Origin of the sequence: Caulobacter vibrioides OR37, assembly GCF_000372645.1 — a bacterium.
Classification (GTDB): Bacteria; Pseudomonadota; Alphaproteobacteria; order Caulobacterales; family Caulobacteraceae; genus Caulobacter; species Caulobacter vibrioides_E.
This window is the reverse complement of sequence record NZ_APMP01000019.1, coordinates 13,234-30,917: the sequence shown is the minus strand read 5'-3', so window position 1 is coordinate 30,917 and position 17,684 is coordinate 13,234. Positions and strand designations below refer to the sequence as shown.

At 67.8% G+C, this 17,684-nt stretch carries 17 protein-coding genes; 9 read left to right on the top strand and 8 right to left on the bottom strand.

All coding sequences use genetic code 11. The features are described 5' to 3' along the window. Positions 1 to 83: 83 nt before the first annotated feature. Positions 84 to 251, bottom strand: coding sequence for a hypothetical protein (locus OR37_RS21850; protein WP_004621131.1), 168 nt, complete (start codon positions 249 to 251; stop codon positions 84 to 86). Between the two features lie 73 nt (positions 252 to 324). Between OR37_RS21850 and OR37_RS13960 the strand changes: the two genes are divergently transcribed. Beyond that, complete coding sequence (locus OR37_RS13960; protein WP_004621130.1) at positions 325 to 1,254, top strand: LysR substrate-binding domain-containing protein; 930 nt, start codon at positions 325 to 327, stop codon at positions 1,252 to 1,254. Between the two features lie 51 nt (positions 1,255 to 1,305). Beyond that, positions 1,306 to 1,512 carry a DUF3126 family protein gene (locus OR37_RS13955; protein WP_004621129.1) on the top strand — a complete coding sequence of 69 codons (207 nt, stop codon included), beginning with the start codon at positions 1,306 to 1,308 and terminating at the stop codon, positions 1,510 to 1,512. A gap of 191 nt (positions 1,513 to 1,703) precedes the next feature. Here the strand turns inward: OR37_RS13955 and OR37_RS13950 are convergent, their stop codons facing one another. Next, complete coding sequence (locus OR37_RS13950) at positions 1,704 to 2,981, bottom strand: MFS transporter (protein ID WP_004621127.1); 1,278 nt, start codon at positions 2,979 to 2,981, stop codon at positions 1,704 to 1,706. Positions 2,982 to 3,068: 87 nt separating this feature from the next. Between OR37_RS13950 and OR37_RS13945 the strand changes: the two genes are divergently transcribed. Together OR37_RS13945 and OR37_RS13940 are read left to right on the top strand one after the other, a co-directional pair. Beyond that, complete coding sequence (locus OR37_RS13945) at positions 3,069 to 3,683, top strand: TetR/AcrR family transcriptional regulator (protein WP_004621126.1); 615 nt, start codon at positions 3,069 to 3,071, stop codon at positions 3,681 to 3,683. Positions 3,684 to 3,691: 8 nt separating this feature from the next. Further along, positions 3,692 to 4,378 carry a GNAT family N-acetyltransferase gene (locus OR37_RS13940; RefSeq protein WP_004621125.1) on the top strand — a complete coding sequence of 229 codons (687 nt, stop codon included), beginning with the start codon at positions 3,692 to 3,694 and terminating at the stop codon, positions 4,376 to 4,378. Here OR37_RS13940 and OR37_RS13935 read toward each other — a convergent pair. The 3 genes from OR37_RS13935 to OR37_RS13925 form a co-directional block, all read right to left on the bottom strand. Then, the gene (locus tag OR37_RS13935) at positions 4,372 to 5,016 is read right to left on the bottom strand and encodes a glutathione S-transferase family protein (RefSeq protein WP_004621122.1); all 645 of its coding nucleotides are present in this window, start codon (positions 5,014 to 5,016) and stop codon (positions 4,372 to 4,374) included. The genes OR37_RS13940 and OR37_RS13935 overlap by 7 nt on opposite strands. Before the next feature lie 6 nt (positions 5,017 to 5,022). Then, on the bottom strand, positions 5,023 to 7,008 hold the full coding sequence (locus OR37_RS13930) for an OPT family oligopeptide transporter (RefSeq protein WP_035017435.1): 1,986 nt from the start codon (positions 7,006 to 7,008) through the stop codon (positions 5,023 to 5,025). Between the two features lie 84 nt (positions 7,009 to 7,092). Further along, a complete protein-coding gene (locus OR37_RS13925; RefSeq protein WP_081612947.1) occupies positions 7,093 to 7,887 on the bottom strand; it encodes a PhoH family protein in 795 nt (264 codons plus the stop codon). Between the two features lie 310 nt (positions 7,888 to 8,197). On the opposite strand from OR37_RS13925, the gene OR37_RS13920 reads away from it, so the two are divergent. From OR37_RS13920 to OR37_RS13910, 3 genes are all read left to right on the top strand, one after another. Further along, on the top strand, positions 8,198 to 8,731 hold the full coding sequence (locus OR37_RS13920) for a gamma carbonic anhydrase family protein (RefSeq protein WP_004621117.1): 534 nt from the start codon (positions 8,198 to 8,200) through the stop codon (positions 8,729 to 8,731). A 337-nt stretch (positions 8,732 to 9,068) separates the two neighbouring features. After that, positions 9,069 to 10,736 carry a choline dehydrogenase gene (locus tag OR37_RS13915; protein ID WP_004621114.1) on the top strand — a complete coding sequence of 556 codons (1,668 nt, stop codon included), beginning with the start codon at positions 9,069 to 9,071 and terminating at the stop codon, positions 10,734 to 10,736. Between the two features lie 11 nt (positions 10,737 to 10,747). After that, positions 10,748 to 11,692, top strand: coding sequence for an aldo/keto reductase (locus tag OR37_RS13910; RefSeq protein ID WP_004621113.1), 945 nt, complete (start codon positions 10,748 to 10,750; stop codon positions 11,690 to 11,692). Here the strand turns inward: OR37_RS13910 and OR37_RS13905 are convergent. Further along, on the bottom strand, positions 11,689 to 12,234 hold the full coding sequence (locus OR37_RS13905) for a PAS domain-containing protein (RefSeq protein ID WP_004621110.1): 546 nt from the start codon (positions 12,232 to 12,234) through the stop codon (positions 11,689 to 11,691). The two genes, OR37_RS13910 and OR37_RS13905, sit on opposite strands and share 4 nt — an antisense overlap. 188 nt (positions 12,235 to 12,422) lie before the next feature. Here OR37_RS13905 and OR37_RS13900 point away from each other — a divergent pair, with 188 nt between their 5' ends. Both OR37_RS13900 and OR37_RS22350 read left to right on the top strand, forming a co-directional pair. Continuing rightward, positions 12,423 to 13,223: a hypothetical protein gene (locus tag OR37_RS13900; protein ID WP_235046581.1), complete on the top strand. Its 801-nt coding sequence runs from the start codon at positions 12,423 to 12,425 to the stop codon at positions 13,221 to 13,223. Next, positions 13,220 to 13,345: a hypothetical protein gene (locus OR37_RS22350; RefSeq protein WP_004621106.1), complete on the top strand. Its 126-nt coding sequence runs from the start codon at positions 13,220 to 13,222 to the stop codon at positions 13,343 to 13,345. The genes OR37_RS13900 and OR37_RS22350 overlap by 4 nt, the downstream gene beginning before the upstream one ends. A 194-nt stretch (positions 13,346 to 13,539) precedes the next feature. Here OR37_RS22350 and OR37_RS13895 read toward each other — a convergent pair whose 3' ends face one another. Both OR37_RS13895 and OR37_RS13890 read right to left on the bottom strand, forming a co-directional pair. After that, positions 13,540 to 16,476 (bottom strand): M16 family metallopeptidase, encoded by a 2,937-nt coding sequence (locus OR37_RS13895; protein ID WP_004621104.1) that lies wholly within the window; start codon positions 16,474 to 16,476, stop codon positions 13,540 to 13,542. Positions 16,477 to 16,578: 102 nt separating this feature from the next. Continuing rightward, entirely contained in the window at positions 16,579 to 17,667 is a 1,089-nt protein-coding gene (locus OR37_RS13890; protein ID WP_081612952.1) for a DUF2336 domain-containing protein, read from the bottom strand. Between the last annotated feature and the right edge of the window lie 17 nt (positions 17,668 to 17,684).

The window sequence follows — 17,684 nt, the reverse complement described above, 5'->3', positions numbered from 1 at the left end:
GCGGACACGGGCCCCAGTCGCGAGACGCCGCTGGGGCCCGACCCTTATCTGGGGTCGGTTCTCCACAATCTTGTTCCGCTCGATCAGCCTTGCTTGGCGCAGGCGACGGCGGCGGGCCTGCTTTTCAACGAAATGCGTTCCCGTTCGGCGCGTGGCTTGGCGTTGGTCAGGCCGTAGATCACGGCGGTCCAGATCGCCATCAGGGTCAGGACCTGGGGAAGGGTGATGCGTCTGGGGGCTGGCGCGGGCATGGACGCGACTATCCCTTTGTTGCGCCGCTTCGAATAACGACTTATCGGACAGGTCTCTGTGAGGTTTCTTCACATGGCCCGCCGACAGCTGCCGCCGCTCAACGCCCTGCGCGCCTTCGAGGCGTTCGGTCGGCACGGTCGCATGACCCTGGCCGCCGAAGAGCTGTGCGTGACCCACGGCGCGGTCAGCCGCCAGATCCGCCAGCTGGAAGACCACCTGGGCGTGGCCCTGACCGAAGGGCCGCGCTCGCGCTTGCGGATGACCGAGGCGGGACTGAAGCTGGCCCAGGCGCTCACCCCCGCCTTCGACCAGATCGCCGCCGCCTCGCCGCGCCGCGCCCCGGACGGTCCGCGCCCGCTGGTCGTGTCGTGTCTGCCGACCTTCGCGATGAAGTGGCTGATCCCGCGCCTGCCGGGATTTCAGGCGACCCATCCCGAGATCCCGGTGCGGGTGGCCGAGTCGAACGGGCCCTTCGACTTCAAGGCCGACGGCGTGGACCTAGCCATCCGGATGCGCCCGATCGGTGATGATCGTTCCGACGATTCCGAGGTCACGCCGTTCATGGACCATTTCCACGGGCCGGTCATGGCGCCGGAACGGGCGCGCGCCGGCATGGACCTGGCCGAGGTCCTCGCCCTGCCGCGCCTGCTGACCCGGACTTTCGTGGAGAGCTGGTCGGACTGGGCGCTCGGCCTAGCGGTCGAGGATCTGCCCGCGCCCGCCAGCGAGCAGGAGTTCGACCACTATTTCTACATGCTGGAGGCCGCCGCGGCCGGTCTGGGCGTGGCCATCGGGCCATGGGCCTTCGTACAGCGCGATCTGGCCAGCGGCCGCCTGGTCGCGCCGCTGGGATTCATTCCCGGCCGGTCCCGCATCGTGGCCCTGACGCCGATCGAGGGGGGCAGCCCGCGGGCCCTGGCGTTCCGCGATTGGCTGCTGGCCGAGGGCGCGTCCACACCTCTTCCACCGCAAGCGGCTTGCGACTCTCGCGGCGGGCGCTAGTTTCGCGTCGATCAGCGCCCCGGGCGCTCCAGCCAAGCACGAGGACTTCCCGTGGACGCCACGACCATCGCCAAGATCGAAAAGCACCTGAAGCGCACCTTCGGCAACCCGCACATCCAGGTGAAGCCGCGCCCCAAGCAGAAGGACTCGGCCGAGGTCGAAGTCGCCGGCGAATTCATCGGCGTCGTCTTCCAGGACGAAGACGAGGACGGCTCGTTCATGTTCGAGATGGCCATCCTGGGCGAAGACCTGGAGTAGGCCTTCAGCCTTTCTGGCTTGAAACAGAGACGGCGGCGGAGGCGGGCTTAGGTCCGCGCCGCCGCCGTTTCGCCGTCAACTAGAGCGCGTTAGGTTTAAGTGTGAGCGGTTAAACCGCTCGAACGCGCTCTAAATCAAATATTTAGAGCGTGATAACCGCCGAAACCGCTCACACTTTCGGCTATCACGCTCTAGGCTGGGACGGCCACCGCCGCGGCGGCCCTGCGGCGGATCATCAGCGAAGCGACGCCGGCGACCAGGCCCGCCGAGCCCGCGATGATGAAGGCCTCCACATACTGGCCTTGGCTGGCGCGGAGGATCCCCGCGCCGATGGCCGCCGTCGCCGCGCCCAGCTGGTGGCCCGCGCCGATCCAGCCGAACACGATCGGACCGTCGCGCTCGCCGAAGGCCTCGGTGGCCAGGCGCACGGTGGGCGGCACGGTGGCGATCCAGTCCAGGCCGTAGAACACCGCGAAGGCCGACAGGCTGACGATCGAGAAGTCCGAAAAGGGCAGGTAGATCAGCGAGAGGCCGCGCAGAACGTAATATATGAAGAGCAGCTTTCGGCTGTCGTAGCGGTCGGTCAGCCAGCCAGACGCGGTGGTGCCGAACAGGTCGAACAGGCCCATCAGCGCCAGCAGGCCGGCGGCGCGGGTCTCGGGCAGGCCTCGGTCGCCGCAGAATGCGATCATGTGCACGCCGACCAGGCCGTTGGTGGTCAGGCCGCAGATGAAGAAGCCCAGGAACAGCAGCCAGAAGGTTCGGGTCCTGGCGGCGCGTCCCAGGGCGCCGAACGCATAGGTCAGGGCGCTTCCCGCGTGGATCGGCGCTGGCGGGACATAGTCTTCGGGCGCGCCGTAGGGCTGGAGGCCGACATCGGCCGGACGCTCGGGGATCAACAGCCACATGACCGGCGCCAGGATCAGGCAGCCGAGCGCGACAGTGATCACGACCGGCTTCCAGCCGCCGTGCTCGGCGATGAAGGCCATGCCAGGGAGGAAGATCAGCGAGCCGGTGGCCGTCGAGGCGGTCAGCAGACCTAGCATCAGGCCGCGCTGGGCGACGAACCAGCGGTTCACCACGGTCGCGCCCAGCACCATGGCCACCGCGCCGCTGCCCAGCCCGGCCAGGACGCCCCAGGTGGCGACATACTGCCAGGAGGCCGTCATGAAGGCCGACAGCCCCGTCGACACGGACATCAGCAGCAGGGCCAGGGTCACGGTCCGCCGCACGCCGAACGATTGCATCAGCGCCGCCGCGAACGGACCGGTCAGTCCATAGAGAAAGATGCCGACGCCCGCCGCCGTCGAGATCGAGGCGCGATCCCAGTGGAAGGCCTTCTCCAGCGGCAGGATCAGCACGCCGGGCGCGGCGCGCAGGCCGGCGGCCGCCAGCAGCGCGAGGAAAATGGCGCCGGCGACGACAAAGGCGTAATTCTGTCCGAAGGGGCGGCGGCTTGCGGCGGGCATGTCGTCTCTCGATCTCTTCGGAATGTAACCGATCGGTACGGGGTTGTTCAGCTACATACGTACCGGTAAGTAACATCGTCAAGCGACATGACCGACAGAACGCCAGAAGAAATTCTCAAAGGCCCTTACGGACCCGCTCCACGCGCCGCCGAACGCATCTTCGACACGGCGCGCGAGCTGTTCTACCGAGAGGGCATTCGGGCCGTGGGCGTGGACGAGATCGTCACCCGCGCCGGCGTCACCAAGCCCAGCCTGTATCGCAGCTACAAGTCCAAGGACGATCTGGTCGCCGCCGTGCTGCGCGAGGTGGAGACCGGCTTCTGGGCGCGGTTCGAGGCGGCCGAGGCCCTGCATCCGAACGATCCCAAGGCGCAGATGATCGCCTATTTCGAGGTCCTGGCCCGACGTTCGCGCGGCGACGACTATCGCGGCTGCAACCTCTCCAACGCCGTCGTGGAATATCCCGACCGCCAGCACGCTGGCCGCCAGGTCGCCCAGGCGCATAAGCACGAGCTTCGCGAGCGCCTGCGCGCCAAGGCGACCGAGATGGGCGCTTCGGACCCCAAGGCCCTCGGCGACGCCATGATGCTGCTGATCGAAGGCGTCTTCACCTCCAGCCAGATGTTCGACGGCGACGACAAACCGGCCTTGGCGGTGGTGGGGGCGATCAAGGCGTTGATCGCGGCCTATTGCCCCGCTTGAATGGCGGCATGAGCGCCCACGTCCTCGACCGCCCCGCCTATTCCGCCCTGACCGGCCGGCAGAGCCATTTGGCGGTTCACCATGGCGGCGCCCTGAGGATGGATCCGGACTTCGGCCTCTTCGCCGGGACCGCGGACGAGAGCCCCGAGAGCCTGGCCGACCTGGGGGCGTTGACGCGGGCGCGCGGGACGGTGGGCCTGATCGAGCCCAGCGCGCCGCCGCCGGTTCCCGGAACCGAGGTCGTGTCCAGCGCCGTCTGCCTGCAGATGGTCGCCGAGCGCGTGGCCCCGGGCTGGGACGTCGCCTTCGACATGCTGTCGCTGGGCGACGCCGACGCCGCCGAGATGCTAGCCCTGGCGACCCTGACCAAACCTGGCCCGTTCTTCGCGCGCACCCACCAGCTGGGCGACTTCATCGGCGTCCGGGTCGATGGCCAATTGGCGGCTATGGCCGGCGAGCGAATGCGGCCCGACGGCTACACCGAGGCCAGCGGCGTCTGCGTGCATCCCGACCATCGCGGCAAGGGCTACGCGGCCCGGCTGCTGCGCGAGGTGACCGCCAAGATCCTGGCGCGCGGCGAAAAGGCGTTCCTACATAGCTACGCCGACAACAAGACGGCGATCGGGCTCTACGAGTCGCTGGGCTATCGCGGGCGCCGGGAGGTCGTGTTCACGATCCTGGCGGGAGCTCAGTAGGTCGGCCGCCCCTCCATCTCGCCGAACGAAACCATGACCGCCTGACGATAGGCGGAGCGTTCGCGCAAGCGGCCGTACCAAGCCTCGACGTTGGGCGTGTCCGGCCGGTCGATCTCGAGTTCATGGTAGCGATAGAGGTGCGTTCCGACGGGGATGTCCGCGAGGTTCGGCGCCGCCCCGCCCAGGAACGGCCGGTCGGCCAGCACCCGATCCAGCAATCGAAAATGACGCGCGCAGGCGGCGAGTGCGATCTCGATGGCGTGGACGTCGCGTTGTTCTTCGGGCGTTCGATACCAGCCCCAGAAGACGCCGGTCAGAAAGTCAGGCTGCAAGGCGGTCTGGGCCCAGTCCATCCAGCCGTCCGCTTCGGCGCGAGCGGCTGGATCATAGGGCCACCAGGCGGGGCCATATCGCGCGGCGAGATAGCGGAGAATGGCGTGGGACTCCCAGACGACCACGCCGTCGTCGTCAATGACCGGGACCCGGCCATGTGGATTCAGGGATCGGAAGTGGGGATCATCCAGCCCGCCGAACTCGCCGCCGGCGGGTATGTGCTGGTGGGGAAGACCAAGCTCCCCCACCAGCCAGAGCACCTTCTGGACGTTAAAGGCGGAGCGGCGACCCCAGACCTTCAACATCCGTCATCAAGCCTCCGCCGTCTTCTTCGCCGCCGACCGCGCCCAGCTGTAGAGCCAGGCCACGATGACCGCCGCGGCGATCAGGGCCAGGATCATGCCGACATGCTCCGACGGGGCGAAGGGAACGGCCAGGGGCTCGCCCTTCTGCGTGAGGACGATCAGTCCGGCGAGCGCGACGTTGAACAGGCTCTCACCGACGATGAAGCCCGAGGCGATCAGCACGCCGATCCGCTTGGCGGCCTCGCTGGTGCTGTCGCGGTCGACGAGCTTCTCGTAAACCCAGCCGATCACCGCGCCGACCACAACGGGGGCGGTGACGGTGCTCGGCAGGTAGATCGCCAGACCCACGCCCAGGGCGGGCAGGCTGTAGCGGCCGGCGCTGGTCTTGCGAAGAATTTCGTCGATGGCGACGAGGCCCAGGCCGATCAGGGCGCCGATCCCCAACAGGCTCCAGTTCAGGTCGCCGCCCAGCACGCCCTTGGCCAGGGTCGAGATCAGGGTCGCCTGGGGCGCCGCGAGCGGGTCCTTGGCGACGGCGTTCAGGTTCGGAGCGCCCGCGAAGCCGTTCGACAGGTTCAGCAGCTCCAGCACGAAGGGGATGACCACGGCGCCGGCGACGACGCCGATGACGAGACCAACCTGTTGCTTCCACGGGGTGGCGTCGACCAACTGGCCCGTCTTCAGGTCCTGCAGGTTGTCGTTGGCGACCACGGCCACGGCCAGCACGACGGTGGTGACATAAAGGGCGAAGGCGACCAAGGCCTTGGTGACGTCCGGGCCGATGACGCCGCGACCGACCGCGCCGACCATCAGCGAGGCGCCCAGCACGGTCAGGATGGCGATGCCCGAGACCGGGCTGTTCGACGAACCGATCAGGCCGGCCATGTAGCCGCAGACGGCGGCGGCCAGCAGACCGGCGATCAGCACGTAGCCGATGCCGATGGCGACCAGTGGCGCGGTTTCCGATGCGATGGGACCGCCGACCAGGAACTGGGCCAGGAACCAGCCGGCCGGGGCCAGCAGAAGCAGCGAGATCAGGCCGACGATGGTGATCGGCATGTCCTGCTCGATGCGGGGGACGTCGCCGCCGGCCTTGCGGACCTTGCCGGCTTCCAGCGAAGAGACCAGACCGCTCCAGATCGGGCCGACCAGCTTGCCGAGGGTCCAGATGGCGGCCGCGCCGATGACGCCGGCGCCCATGAAGCGCACCTCGGTCTTCCAGACGGTCAGGGCGTGCTTGCCCGCGTCGGCGCCGGGGATCTGGTGAATCGTGGTCATGATGGGCACCAGCACGCCCCAGGCGATGGCCAGACCCGCGAACATGGCGATGCCGACGGTGATGCCCATCAGGTGACCCGCGCCCATCAGCGCCAGCGAGCTGGAGGCGCCCAGGCCGGTCGCGCCCTTGCCGACCTTGAAGTAGCCGGCGACCTCGGCCGCGAAGATCTTGGCGGCGGCGACCGCCGCGAACAGGGCCGAGGCGATGGTGCCCAGGCAGACGGCGACGAGGCCGGCCTTGCCCTCGGCGGCGCCTTCGCGCGAGCCCGTGCCAACCTTCAGCACCTCGGCGGCGGCGACGCCCTCGGGGTAGGGAAGGTCGGAATTGGTCACCAGAGCCCGGCGCAGCGGGATGGTGTACATCACGCCCAGAATGCCGCCGACGGCGCAGGCGCCGAAGGTGGGCAGGAACGGAATATGCGCCCACCAGCCGATCATCAGCAGGCCGGGCAGCACGAAGATCACCGACGACAGCGTGCCCGCCGCCGAGGCGATCGTCTGGACGATATTGTTTTCCTGGATGGTCGCCGACTTGAACGCCCGCAGCAGGGCCATGGAGATGACGGCGGCGGGGATCGAGGTGGCGAAGGTCAGACCGACCTTCAGGCCCAGATAGACCTGGGCCGCCGTGAAGACGAGGGTGATCAGAACGCCGAGGATGATCCCGCGAAGGGTCAATTCCGTGCGCGGCGCGGTCGAGTCGGCCATGAACATGTCCAAAAAAGTATTAAGGCGGCCGGACCTTGCACGCCCGACCGCCCCTAACTCAAGTGTTCAGTTCAAACCGTTGTCGCTAAATCACAGAACCCCCAGCATCTCGGCCACCAGAGGATGGCGGACGATGTCGCGGTCGGCCAGGCGGACCACGGCGATGTTGGACACGGCTTCGAACTTGTTCGCCACCTCGGCAAGGCCCGAGATGCCGGGCAAGAGGTCCGACTGGTTGGGGTCGCCGGTGACGACCATGGTCGAGTGCCAGCCCAGGCGCGTCAGCAGCATCTTCAGCTGCATGTAGGTGCAGTTCTGGGCCTCGTCGATCACCACGAAGGCGTTGTTCAGCGTGCGGCCGCGCATGAAGCCAACCGGAGCGATCTCGATCGCGCCCTCGGCCATCAGGGCGCGCATCCGCTTGACCGACAGGCGATCGGTCAGGGCGTCGTAGAGCGGGCGCAGATAGGGCGCCAGCTTGTCTTCCATGTCGCCGGGCAGATAGCCGATCGACTCGCCGGCCTCGACGGCGGGACGCGACAGGACGATGCGGCTGACGCGGCCCGCTTCCAGGGCTTCGACGGCCTTGGAGATGGCGATGTAGGTCTTGCCGGTGCCGGCCGGCCCCAGGGCCATGACCAGGTTCTTCTCGTCGATGGCTTCCATCAACTGGGCCTGGCCGGGCGATTTCGGTTTTATCGTTTTGAGGTAGCTCTGATCCCGACTATCGCCCCTCGCGCCCCCATCCTGGGGAAGAGGGGACCACCCGCCGCGGTGATCGACCGGCAGGCGACGCACCTTGGCGTCGTCGCTCGGGCCGGTCATCTCGTACGCGCCTTCGCGCGCCATCCGCTTCAGGGCTCGCTTGGTCATCAAAGCCTCCATGCAGGCATGAAAAAAGGACGAGCCCGTGAGGCGTCGTCCTTGTCGGTGAGCTGAATAGAAACGAAGTCGGGTGCGCGGCCCGGCGGCTCGGTGGAGCTTGCGATAGGCGGTGCTGTACGCCGAAACGCCAAATGCGACACCTCGTCTTCGATCGCGGGGGATCCCGAGCAAAAGCGCTCGCGACCCGTTCCAAGAGGATAATGGTTCCCGCCAGGGAATGTTTCCCTCTCGAATCGCACGACTACAATGGCCGAACATGGTTTCGGGGTCGTTAATTTGAAAATGGCGCCCAAGAAAACGAGGCATACGGATGACTGTCTATTCCCTGGGCGCCGTGGCGCCGACGCTGCCGTCGCAAGACGAATACTGGATCGCGCCAACAGCCAGCGTGATGGGGAATGTAATTCTGAAGAAGAATGCCAGTATCTGGTGGGGCGCGGTGGTGCGTGGCGACAACGATCCGATCACGATCGGCGAAAATAGCAACGTTCAGGACGGCTCTGTGCTCCACACTGATCTTGGCTTTCCGCTGACCATCGGCGCGAACGTGACCATTGGTCACATGGTGATGCTGCACGGCTGCGCGATCGGCGATGGCTCGCTGATCGGAATCGGCGCGGTGGTGCTGAACGGCGCCAAGATCGGAAGGAACTGCCTGATCGGCGCCGGCGCCCTGATCACCGAGGGCAAGGAGATTCCGGACAATTCCATGGTGATGGGCGCGCCCGGCAAGGTGGTGCGCGAGGTTTCCGAACATCACGCCCAGGTCCTGCAAGGCTCGGCCTTGCACTATGTCGAGAACTGGAAGCGCTATGCTCGCGAGCTGACGGCGGTCGAGGGATAGGCGCCGGCTTAGGGACCCGTTGGGAGCGCCGCCCGCCGCATGGGGGGTGGGCGGGCGACGCTCCCGCTTCTCGCGCGAAGGGCACGTCGACGCGAGAAGGACCCGCCGGGCGAGGCGTCGGCCTCTCGACGGGACGGCGAGGGCGAACCGGGTCTAGGTTCGTCCATAGGTAGCATTACCGCGATTTGAGTTGAGTGTGAACGCGCAACTCGCCGGACCGCGGGCTTTTTACCGGTCTGGCCGCGATCATCCGGTATGTCGGCGCCTTGCGTTGAGGCCAAAGCCGGATCACTCTCTGCCTGAACAATGATAACCTTCGAGGGAGGGCGTCCCGGCCATGGCCAGCGAACGCTATGATTACGTCATCATCGGCGCCGGTTCTGCCGGCTGTACGCTCGCGGCTCGGCTCACCGAGGACCCCAATATCAAGGTCCTGCTGCTGGAGGCCGGCGGCAAGAATACCTCGATCCTGGTGAAGATGCCGGCGGGCGTCGGCCAGCTGATCAAGGACAAGGGCGACCAGAACTGGGGTTTCTGGACCGAGGCCGAGCCGCACCTGAACAACCGCAAGCTCTGGTGGCCGCGCGGCAAGGGGCTGGGCGGCAGCTCGGCCATCAATGGGATGATCTATATCCGGGGCCACGCGCGCGACTACGACCAGTGGCGGCAGATGGGTCTGACCGGCTGGTCCTATGCCGACGTGCTGCCCTACTTCAAGCGCTCGGAGCATCACCACGGCGGCGGCGACGCCTATCATGGCGACCAGGGGCCGCTGCACGTGTCGAAGGGCGAGAGCGATAGCCCCTTCTATGGCGCTCTGATCGAGGCGGGGCGCCAAGCAGGCCACAAGACGACCCGCGACTTCAACGGCTTCCAGCAGGAGGGCTTCGGCCCCTACGACCTGACGATCCGCGACGGCCAGCGCTGGAGCGCGGCCATGGCGTATCTGTCCCAGGCCCTGTCGCGTCCGAACCTGACCTGCGTGACCGAGGCGCGCACGACCCGGATCGTCATCGAGAAGCGGCGCGCCATCGGCGTCGAATACGTGGTCGGCAAGGGCGGCGAGAAGCGGATCGCCTATGCCGACGCCGAGGTGCTGCTGAGCGCCGGCGCCGTGCAGTCGCCGCAGATCCTGCAGCTGTCGGGGATCGGCGCGCCCGACGACCTGAAGCCGCACGGCGTCGAGGTCATCCACGAAGCCAAGGGCGTCGGGGCCAACCTGCAGGACCACCTGGACGTCTGCGTCTCGTGGACCGCCAAGAACCTCAAGACCGCCTATTCGGCCAACAAGGGCCTGAACAAGCTGGGCGTTGGCCTGAACTACATGATCTTCGGCAAGGGGCTGGGGCGGCAGCAGTTCCTGGAAAGCGGGGCTTTCCTGAAGTCTCGCCCCGACCTCGACCGGCCCGATCTGCAGATCCACGGCGTGCTGGCCATCATGCAGGACCACGGCAAGGTCGTGGTCGAGAAGGACGGCTTCACCCTGCACGTCTGCCAGCTGCGGCCCGAGAGCCGGGGTCACGTGGGGCTGCGCTCGGCCGATCCGTTCGCCGATCCGACCATCCTGGCCAACTACCTGTCCACCGACGAGGACCGGCGCGCCATCCGCGAGGGCGTCCGCATCGCCCGCGAGACCGTGGCGCAGGCCGCCTTCGACCCCTATCGCGATGCCGAATACGCGCCTGGCGCGGACGTGAAGACCGATGGCGACCTCGACGCCTGGATCCGCGCCAAGGCCGAGACGATCTATCACCCGGTGGGCACCTGCCGCATGGGCGTGGCCGGCGATCCGCTGGCGGTGGTCGACGACCAGCTGCGGGTGCAGGGCATCGCCGGTCTGCGCGTCGTCGACGCCTCGGTCATGCCGACCCTGGTGGGCGGCAACACCAACGCCCCGACCATCATGATCGCCGAGCGCGCCTCTGACCTGATCCGGGGCAAGGCGACCCTGGCGCCGCAGGATGTTCCGGTGTTCGAGGACGGCCGCGCGGTGGCGGCGGAGTAGGAGATCGAAAAATGCGGCATCGTCCCCTCGGCCGCTCCGGCCTCTCGACCGCGCCGCTGGTGTTCGGCGGCAACGTGTTCGGCTGGACGGCGGACGAGGCGACCTCGCACCGCCTGCTGGACGCCTTTGTCGATGGCGGCTTCAACGCCATCGACACCGCCGATGTCTATTCGGCGTGGGTCCCTGGGCACGAAGGCGGCGAGTCGGAGGGCGTCATCGGCCGTTGGCTCAAGGCGTCGGGCAAGCGCGACAAGGTGCTGATCCTGACCAAGGTGGCGATGTGGCCCAAGCAGCCGGGCCTGTCGGCGGCCAATATCGAGGCGGCGGTCGAGGGTTCGCTAAAGCGCCTCCAGACCGACTATATCGACCTCTACCAGTCGCATCGCGACGATGCCGACACCCCGCAGGACGAGACCCTGGAGGCCTTCGATCGTCTGGTGAGGGCCGGCAAGGTGCGGGCGATCGGCGCTTCGAACTTCTCGCCGGAGCGCTTGGCGTCGAGCCTGGAGACGTCGAAGGCCAAGGGGCTGGCGCGTTACGAGACGATCCAGCCGAAGTTCAATCTCGTCGACCGTGATCAGGTCGAGGGCGCGATGACCGAACTGACCCAGGCCGAGGGGCTGGGGATCATCCCCTTCTATGGTCTTGCCGCGGGGTTTCTGAGCGGCAAGTACCGGACCGAGGATGACTTCGAGGGCAAGGCGCGCGCGGCGACCATCCGGCGCGACTACTGGAACGACAAGGGGCGGGCGGTGCTGGCGGCGCTGGACGAGGCGGCGGAGGCTGTCGGGGCGTCCCAGGCCCAGGTCGCCCTGGCCTGGATCATGGCCCATCCCGCGATCACCGCGCCGCTGGCCAGCGCCACCTCGGTCAAGCAGCTGGACGAATTGATGGGCGCGGCCCGGCTGGAATTGCCGGGTGAGGTTTGGCGGCGGCTGGACGAAACGGGGCGCTAAGCGATCCGCCGCCCGTCCAGCGTGGCGAGGCGCAGGCGCGGCATGTCCTCGTTGCTCTCGCCCAGGGGCTGGATCTCGCGAACGCCCAGCTCATAGGCGGGGCGGCCCATCAGGCGGGCCATCATGGCGATCGGCTGGTAGAGGCCCAGAAAGCGATCGGTCTCGCCCGAGGCCCCCCGCAGCGGCGCGAACAGCACCTCCATGCCGACGCTGGGAACGCCATGCGACCGGATGTCGGCGGTGACCACGACCGGCGTGCGGCGCTTGCGGGCCACGTCCAGGGCGCTCTTCAGCTCCAGGCGATGGGCCAGGGCCCACAGCGACAGGGCGTCCTGACCGCGCAGGTCGCGAGCGTGCAGCTCGGAGACGAAGCCCCCCGCCAGGCGGAAGGGCAGCTTGCCGCCGTCCCGGCCCAGGATGAACACCTGCGGCAGCAGCTCCAGGAACTCCGCCGGATTGATGTCCGCGCGGCTGGGCAGGGCGGATCCGCCCTTCTTGTCGCGCCAATAGTCTATCAACCGTTCCGTGCTTGGATGGAACATCGTCGTCCCCTGGCGGGCTCTTCGCGGCTGTTTTCGACCGCACGGAGCTTGCTGGGAGAACCGGGCCAGAGGCTCGACCGTCCCATTCTGGCGCAGGCCGGCCGGGACGGCGCCTCGGCCCGATTCTTGCTTAACGAAAAGCGGAACGACCCGATGTGAAGGGAAACGCCGCGATGAGGGCGCCGAAATTGACCTTGCGGACCTGGCTGATCGCCGTTGGGGCGCTGCTGGCGGGCGCCCTTTTCGGCGGCGTGGCCCTGGCGGGCGACTGCAACTGCGTCAAGCCGTCGAGCAATTGCTGCGCCCCGCCGCCGCCCCCGCCCAGGCCGCCCGGCAACTGCTGCGGGGGAGGCGGCCACAACGTCAATATTCCCGGCGTCAACGTGAACATCGGCGCGACGGTGGTCGTCAACGCCAACACCAACGTCAATGTGAACGCCAATGCCAACGCCTCGGCCAGCGGCTCCGCCAGCGCGAACGCGGGGTCATCGGCGGGCGCCGGCGCGGGCGGCGGCACGAGCATCTATTACGGCGGCGGGACCCACGGGGGCTATTATTCCGGCCCGATGGCGACCGGCTATATCCAAGGCCTGAACGTCGAGGGCGGCGGGCAACTGCGTCGCGACGCCTATCAGGCCACCCGCAGCCGCACGCGCCGGGTGATCATCCGCGCCGTCTGCCTGGACGACCGCGACGTGCCGCACCCGGCCTCGCAGGTGACGCCCGATCGCGACATCGACGACGCCTATGACGGCGAGCTCTATCGCTGCATCGCCGGAGCGCGGATGCAGTATGTGATCGCCGACTACGCGGGACAGGTCGACATCTCGACCGGCGGCGCCGGCCAGACCTTCATCTGCCAGAAGAACGAAGCGCTGTACCACACGCCGGCGCCGGCCAGGGCCAAGCCAGCATCGCCTGCCGTCCGCAGCGTCCTGCCCGTGACTGCAACGAACGCTCGCTGCTGCGTCGCTTCGGGGCTGGCGTGAAGATCCTGACGATCATCACCACCGAGACCTACACCGCCTATCGCGAGGAGACGGTGCAGGAGCGCCAGAGCCTCTCCACCAGCTTCAGCCTGGATGGCGGCGTGGGCGGGGTGGTCTACTAGGACGCACAAACCCCGATCTTCCCGGCGAAAGCCGGGATCCAGATCTCAAGGCGCCGGGGATCATTGGAGAGGCTCGGAGCTTCTAGACCCACCTCTCGCTCGTCCATCTGGACCCCGGCTTTCGCCGGGGAAGTCGGTAGATAGTCGGTAGATAGAAAGCAAAAGGCCCCGCCGGTTGGCGGGGCCTTCTTTTTTTACTTCGCCGCCGCCGTGGCCGCCGCTTCAGGCTTCACCAGCAGGAGCCACGACTTGTCGTCGCCCAGATAGGTCCTGGCCGCCTTCTGGACGTCCTCGGGCGTCACGCGCGACAGGCCGGCCAGCACCGAGCGCGTGGCGTCCAGCAGGCGCGGGTCGTCCTGAGCGCCCGACAGGACGCCGGCCCAGTATTCGTTGGTCACGCGCGCCTTCTCGATCGAGTCGATGCGCGGCTTCTTGGCCCGCTCCAGCTCGTCGGCGCTGATGGGGTGTTCGCGCAGGTCGGCGGCGATCTTTCGGATCGACTCGACCGCTCCGTCCAGCTTCTCGGGCGGAACCTCGAGGCTGACGGCCAGATAGCCCCAGTTCTTGAACACGACGCTGGCCGTCGACGAGGCGTTGGGCGAGTAGGTCGCGCCCTGCTTTTCGCGCAGTTCGTCGATCAAGCGCAGCTGCAGCACCTGGCCCAGGATCGAGACATCTCGCGAGCGCTGCAGATTGGCGAAGAGGTCGTCCGTCCGCCAGGTCATGAACAGCGCGCCTTGATCGGCTCGTCCCTTGTGGGTCAGGACGACCGGCGTCTTCGACGGCTCGGGGAACGGCGCCTTTCGGGCGTCGGGCCGTTCGGGCTCACCGGGACGGGCCGGCAGGGCGCCAAAGGTGTCGGCCACCGCGGCGATGGCCTTCTCGACCGTGGTGTCGCCGACGATGACGATCTCCAGGTTTCCCTTGCCCAGCGGCTCGGCGACGGCGGCTTTCAGCTGGTCCAGCGACGTATCGGCGATCTGCTCGCGCGAGGGGAAGGTCCAGCGCTTGTCGCCGACGTGCATCAGTCCGCCCAGGTCGCGGCCCAGCACGCCCCCGGTGGTGGTCTGCAATTGGTCGTGCAGGGTCCCGTAGCTGGTCTTGACGCGATTGAAGGCCTCGGGGCGCCAACCGGGTTCGGTGGCGTAGGCGGCCAGCACCTGCATCTCCGTCTCCAGATCCTGCGGACGCGTGCGGCCGTTCAGGACGAAGGCGTCATCCTCGACCCCCAGCGAGGCCCCGATGATCTTGCCGGTCAAGACGCGCTCCATGTCCTGGGCGCTGATCTGCTTGAGGCCGCCCTCGACCAGGGCCGCGCCCGACCAGAGCGGGCTTTGCTGATCTGACGGCAGGTCCAGCAGACCGTGTCCGGTGCGGACCTTCACCAGGATCTGGTCGTCGCGGAACTTGGTCGGCTTGACCGTCAGCTTCACGCCGTTGGCGAAGCGCACGAAGACGGTGTCGAGGTCGGTGACCTCCTTGCGCTCTATCACCTCGCCGGTCGGACCGAAGCTGGAATAGGGCCAGACAGTCACGCCCGGCGCGGCGGGCGGGGTCACGGGCTGGGCCTTGACCTCGTCATAGGCCTTCAGGATCGCCGGTTCGCCGCCCTCGATGTTCTCGGGCGCGGCCACGACGATCAGGGGGCCGGAGCCGGCGAAGGCGCTCTTGAGCACCCCCGACACGCGCTCGGGCGTCAGGCCCTTCACGATCTGGTCAAAGGCGGCCAGGTTCTGGCTGGGCGAGGTGACGACCTCGCCGTCGTTCAGCGTGCCGACCAGTTGGTTGGCCAGGGCCGGCGTGCGTTGGGTCGCCTCGCCCGCGACGGCGGCGACGAGGCCGGCGCGCATGTTGGCGATCTCGCGATCCAGCTCGTCCTGGCGCACGCCGTACTGCACCGCGCGGCGCTGCTCGGCGTCGAGGGCGGAGATCGCCTGCTTCCATTGGCCGGGCTGCGCCGTGGCGCCGAAGGTGGTGACGCGCACCGCGCCATATTGGTCGCCCTTGAAGGCTCCACCGGCGATGAAGGGCGGCTCGGCCGAGCGGCCGATGGCCTGCAGGCGACGGTTCAGCACCGCGAAGGCCAGGTTCTCCAGCGTGTCTCGCTCGTCCAGGGCCTTGGTCTCGATCAAGCCGTCGGGCTTGCGCAGCCAGGTCATCTGCACCGACCAAGGCGCGCCGGCCTGAACGATCAGCTTGGCGGTCTCGCCGCGCTTCATCACCGGGCCGACATCGGGGTCCTTGCCCGGCTGGCCCTTGCCAGCCCAGTCGCCGAACTTGGCCTTGATCTTGGCCTCCATGGCGTCGACGTCGAAATCGCCGACGGCCACCAGCACCGCGCGTTCGGGGCGGTAGTAGGCCTCGTAGAAGTCGCGGATCTTCTGGGCGGGAGCGGTCTTGAGGATGTCGGTCTTGCCGATCGGGATCCGCTTGGGCGGCAGCTGGCCTTCCATCTGCGCCGACAGAGTCTGGATGGCGACGCGATAGCCGGGGGTGTCGCGGGTCCGCTCCTCCGACAGCACCACGCCGCGCTCGCGGTCGACGGCGTCCGGCGCGATGGTCAGCTCGCCGGCCGCCTCGCGCAGCAGCATCAGGGTGGCGTCGACCGTATCGTTGTCGGTCTTGGGCAGGTCCAGCTGATAGGTGGTCTCGTCGAAGCTGGTCTGGGCGTTGGTGTCGGCGCCGAAGGCCAGGCCGTGGCGCTCCAGGATCTTGACCATCTCGCCTTCGGGCACGTTCTTGGAGCCGTTGAAGGCCATGTGCTCCAGGAAGTGGGCCAGGCCCTGCTGGTCGTCGGCCTCCATCATCGAACCGGCGCCGAACCACAGGCGCAGGGACGCCTGGCCCGGCGGGGTGGCGTTCTTCCGGATGGCGTAGCGCATCCCATTGGGCAGCACGCCGAAGCGCCAGGCCGGATCGGGCGCCAGATCCGACAGTTCCTGGGCCCAATGACCCGGCTTCAACGCGGCCAGCTTGGGACCCGCGACGGGCGGGGCTTCGGGAAACCGGGGCGCCGGCGCCGAGGTCTCGCCCTTCCTGACGAAGGGCATGGCGGGCTTGGGAAGATGGGAGCAGGCGGCGAGCGAAAAGCCGGCGGCGGCGACGAGCGCCAAGCGCGAAGCGCTGATCATCGAGAATCCAGGGCAGGAGTAGACAAGGCGCGCACCTTGACCGTCCGGCGTGGCGCACGCAAGGCGTGAGGAGGGCGGCTTTAAGCCCTATCCGTCGCGGTGTCAGGCGGCGGCGACATCGCCCGTGTTGCGGCGCAGGCGCCAGAAGCGGATGGTGCGCAGGGCCGCGTCGCGCGGCAAGGCGGCGTACAGCTCGCCATAGGTCTTGGCCTTGACCATCACCTGGTCCGAGGGTTCGAGGATCAGGAGAGCGAAGGTCAGGAACAGCGAGCGGTCGAAGTCGGCGGCCTTGCAGATCACCGCCAGGGCGTCCATTTCGCGCCGCTCCAGAATCTTGCGGGCGGTGTGGAAGTCGACATCGGCCAGGTCGGACAGGGCGACCAGGAACAGCGTCGTCTTCTTGCCGCGCAGCATGTTGGCCAGCAGCTGCGGCGAGATCTGCGTCTTGGCGCGCAAGGCGCGGAATTCCTTCTCGGCGTCGGCGAAGTCGGGCGGCAAGGCGCCGTCCTGGGCGGCGACCCGCTTGCGGCCGGCGGAGAGCGCCGCCTCAAGCACGGCGGGGTCCATTTCGGCGTTCTTTTCCATGATCCGGTCGCGAAGACGCGCCTCGACCATGAAATACATTTCGTTGAGCAGGTCGACCGGCAGGCTGTGTCGGTCGATGACCGCCTCGTGCAGAGCCGGATTGGCGGCGGCGCGGTCCACCACGGTTTCGTGGGCGGCGCGGGAGAGCACCGCGCCCTCGTTACGGAGCAGGACGCCGAGGGTGTGGTCGTCGCCGCGCTCCACGATCACGTCGGACACGACGCTGGAAACGCTGGTTCGCTGGGAGATGGCGCGCAGGTGGTCCTGGCCCTGGGTGCGGGCCACGTGCAGCAGGTCATCGTCGGTCAGGGTGTTGGAGCCGCGCAGGATCGGCTCGGCCACGGCGATCGAATCCGAGGCCAGGGCGCGGGAGAGGCCGCGAGGAGCGGAGGGCGCCTCGCTCAGGCGTTGGGCCAGCTCGGCCTTGACCGCTTCTTCCATGTCGCCGGCCAATTGGCTCATGACATCGTCGAACAGGCCCATCTCGACCGGGTTGTGGTTGTCGCCCTGGAAGAAAAGGTCGGTGACGCCGCGCAGGAGTTCGCGACGCTTGATGCTGGAAGGTTCGTTGGCCAGGGCGATCAGGTCGTACAGGCGCGACGGAATGGCCTCTTGTGGCGTGG

What these genes read in the sequence shown, in the direction of transcription:
- OR37_RS21850 (WP_004621131.1), bottom strand. Translation starts at nt 251, where the DNA reads ATGCCCGCGCCAGCCCCCAGACGCATCACCCTTCCCCAGGTCCTGACC.
- OR37_RS13960 (WP_004621130.1), top strand. Translation starts at nt 325, where the DNA reads ATGGCCCGCCGACAGCTGCCGCCGCTCAACGCCCTGCGCGCCTTCGAG.
- OR37_RS13950 (WP_004621127.1), bottom strand. Translation starts at nt 2,981, where the DNA reads ATGCCCGCCGCAAGCCGCCGCCCCTTCGGACAGAATTACGCCTTTGTC.
- OR37_RS13945 (WP_004621126.1), top strand. Translation starts at nt 3,069, where the DNA reads ATGACCGACAGAACGCCAGAAGAAATTCTCAAAGGCCCTTACGGACCC.
- OR37_RS13940 (WP_004621125.1), top strand. Translation starts at nt 3,692, where the DNA reads ATGAGCGCCCACGTCCTCGACCGCCCCGCCTATTCCGCCCTGACCGGC.
- OR37_RS13935 (WP_004621122.1), bottom strand. Translation starts at nt 5,016, where the DNA reads ATGTTGAAGGTCTGGGGTCGCCGCTCCGCCTTTAACGTCCAGAAGGTG.
- OR37_RS13930 (WP_035017435.1), bottom strand. Translation starts at nt 7,008, where the DNA reads ATGTTCATGGCCGACTCGACCGCGCCGCGCACGGAATTGACCCTTCGC.
- OR37_RS13925 (WP_081612947.1), bottom strand. Translation starts at nt 7,887, where the DNA reads ATGGAGGCTTTGATGACCAAGCGAGCCCTGAAGCGGATGGCGCGCGAA.
- OR37_RS13920 (WP_004621117.1), top strand. Translation starts at nt 8,198, where the DNA reads ATGACTGTCTATTCCCTGGGCGCCGTGGCGCCGACGCTGCCGTCGCAA.
- OR37_RS13915 (WP_004621114.1), top strand. Translation starts at nt 9,069, where the DNA reads ATGGCCAGCGAACGCTATGATTACGTCATCATCGGCGCCGGTTCTGCC.
- OR37_RS13910 (WP_004621113.1), top strand. Translation starts at nt 10,748, where the DNA reads ATGCGGCATCGTCCCCTCGGCCGCTCCGGCCTCTCGACCGCGCCGCTG.
- OR37_RS13905 (WP_004621110.1), bottom strand. Translation starts at nt 12,234, where the DNA reads ATGTTCCATCCAAGCACGGAACGGTTGATAGACTATTGGCGCGACAAG.
- OR37_RS13895 (WP_004621104.1), bottom strand. Translation starts at nt 16,476, where the DNA reads ATGATCAGCGCTTCGCGCTTGGCGCTCGTCGCCGCCGCCGGCTTTTCG.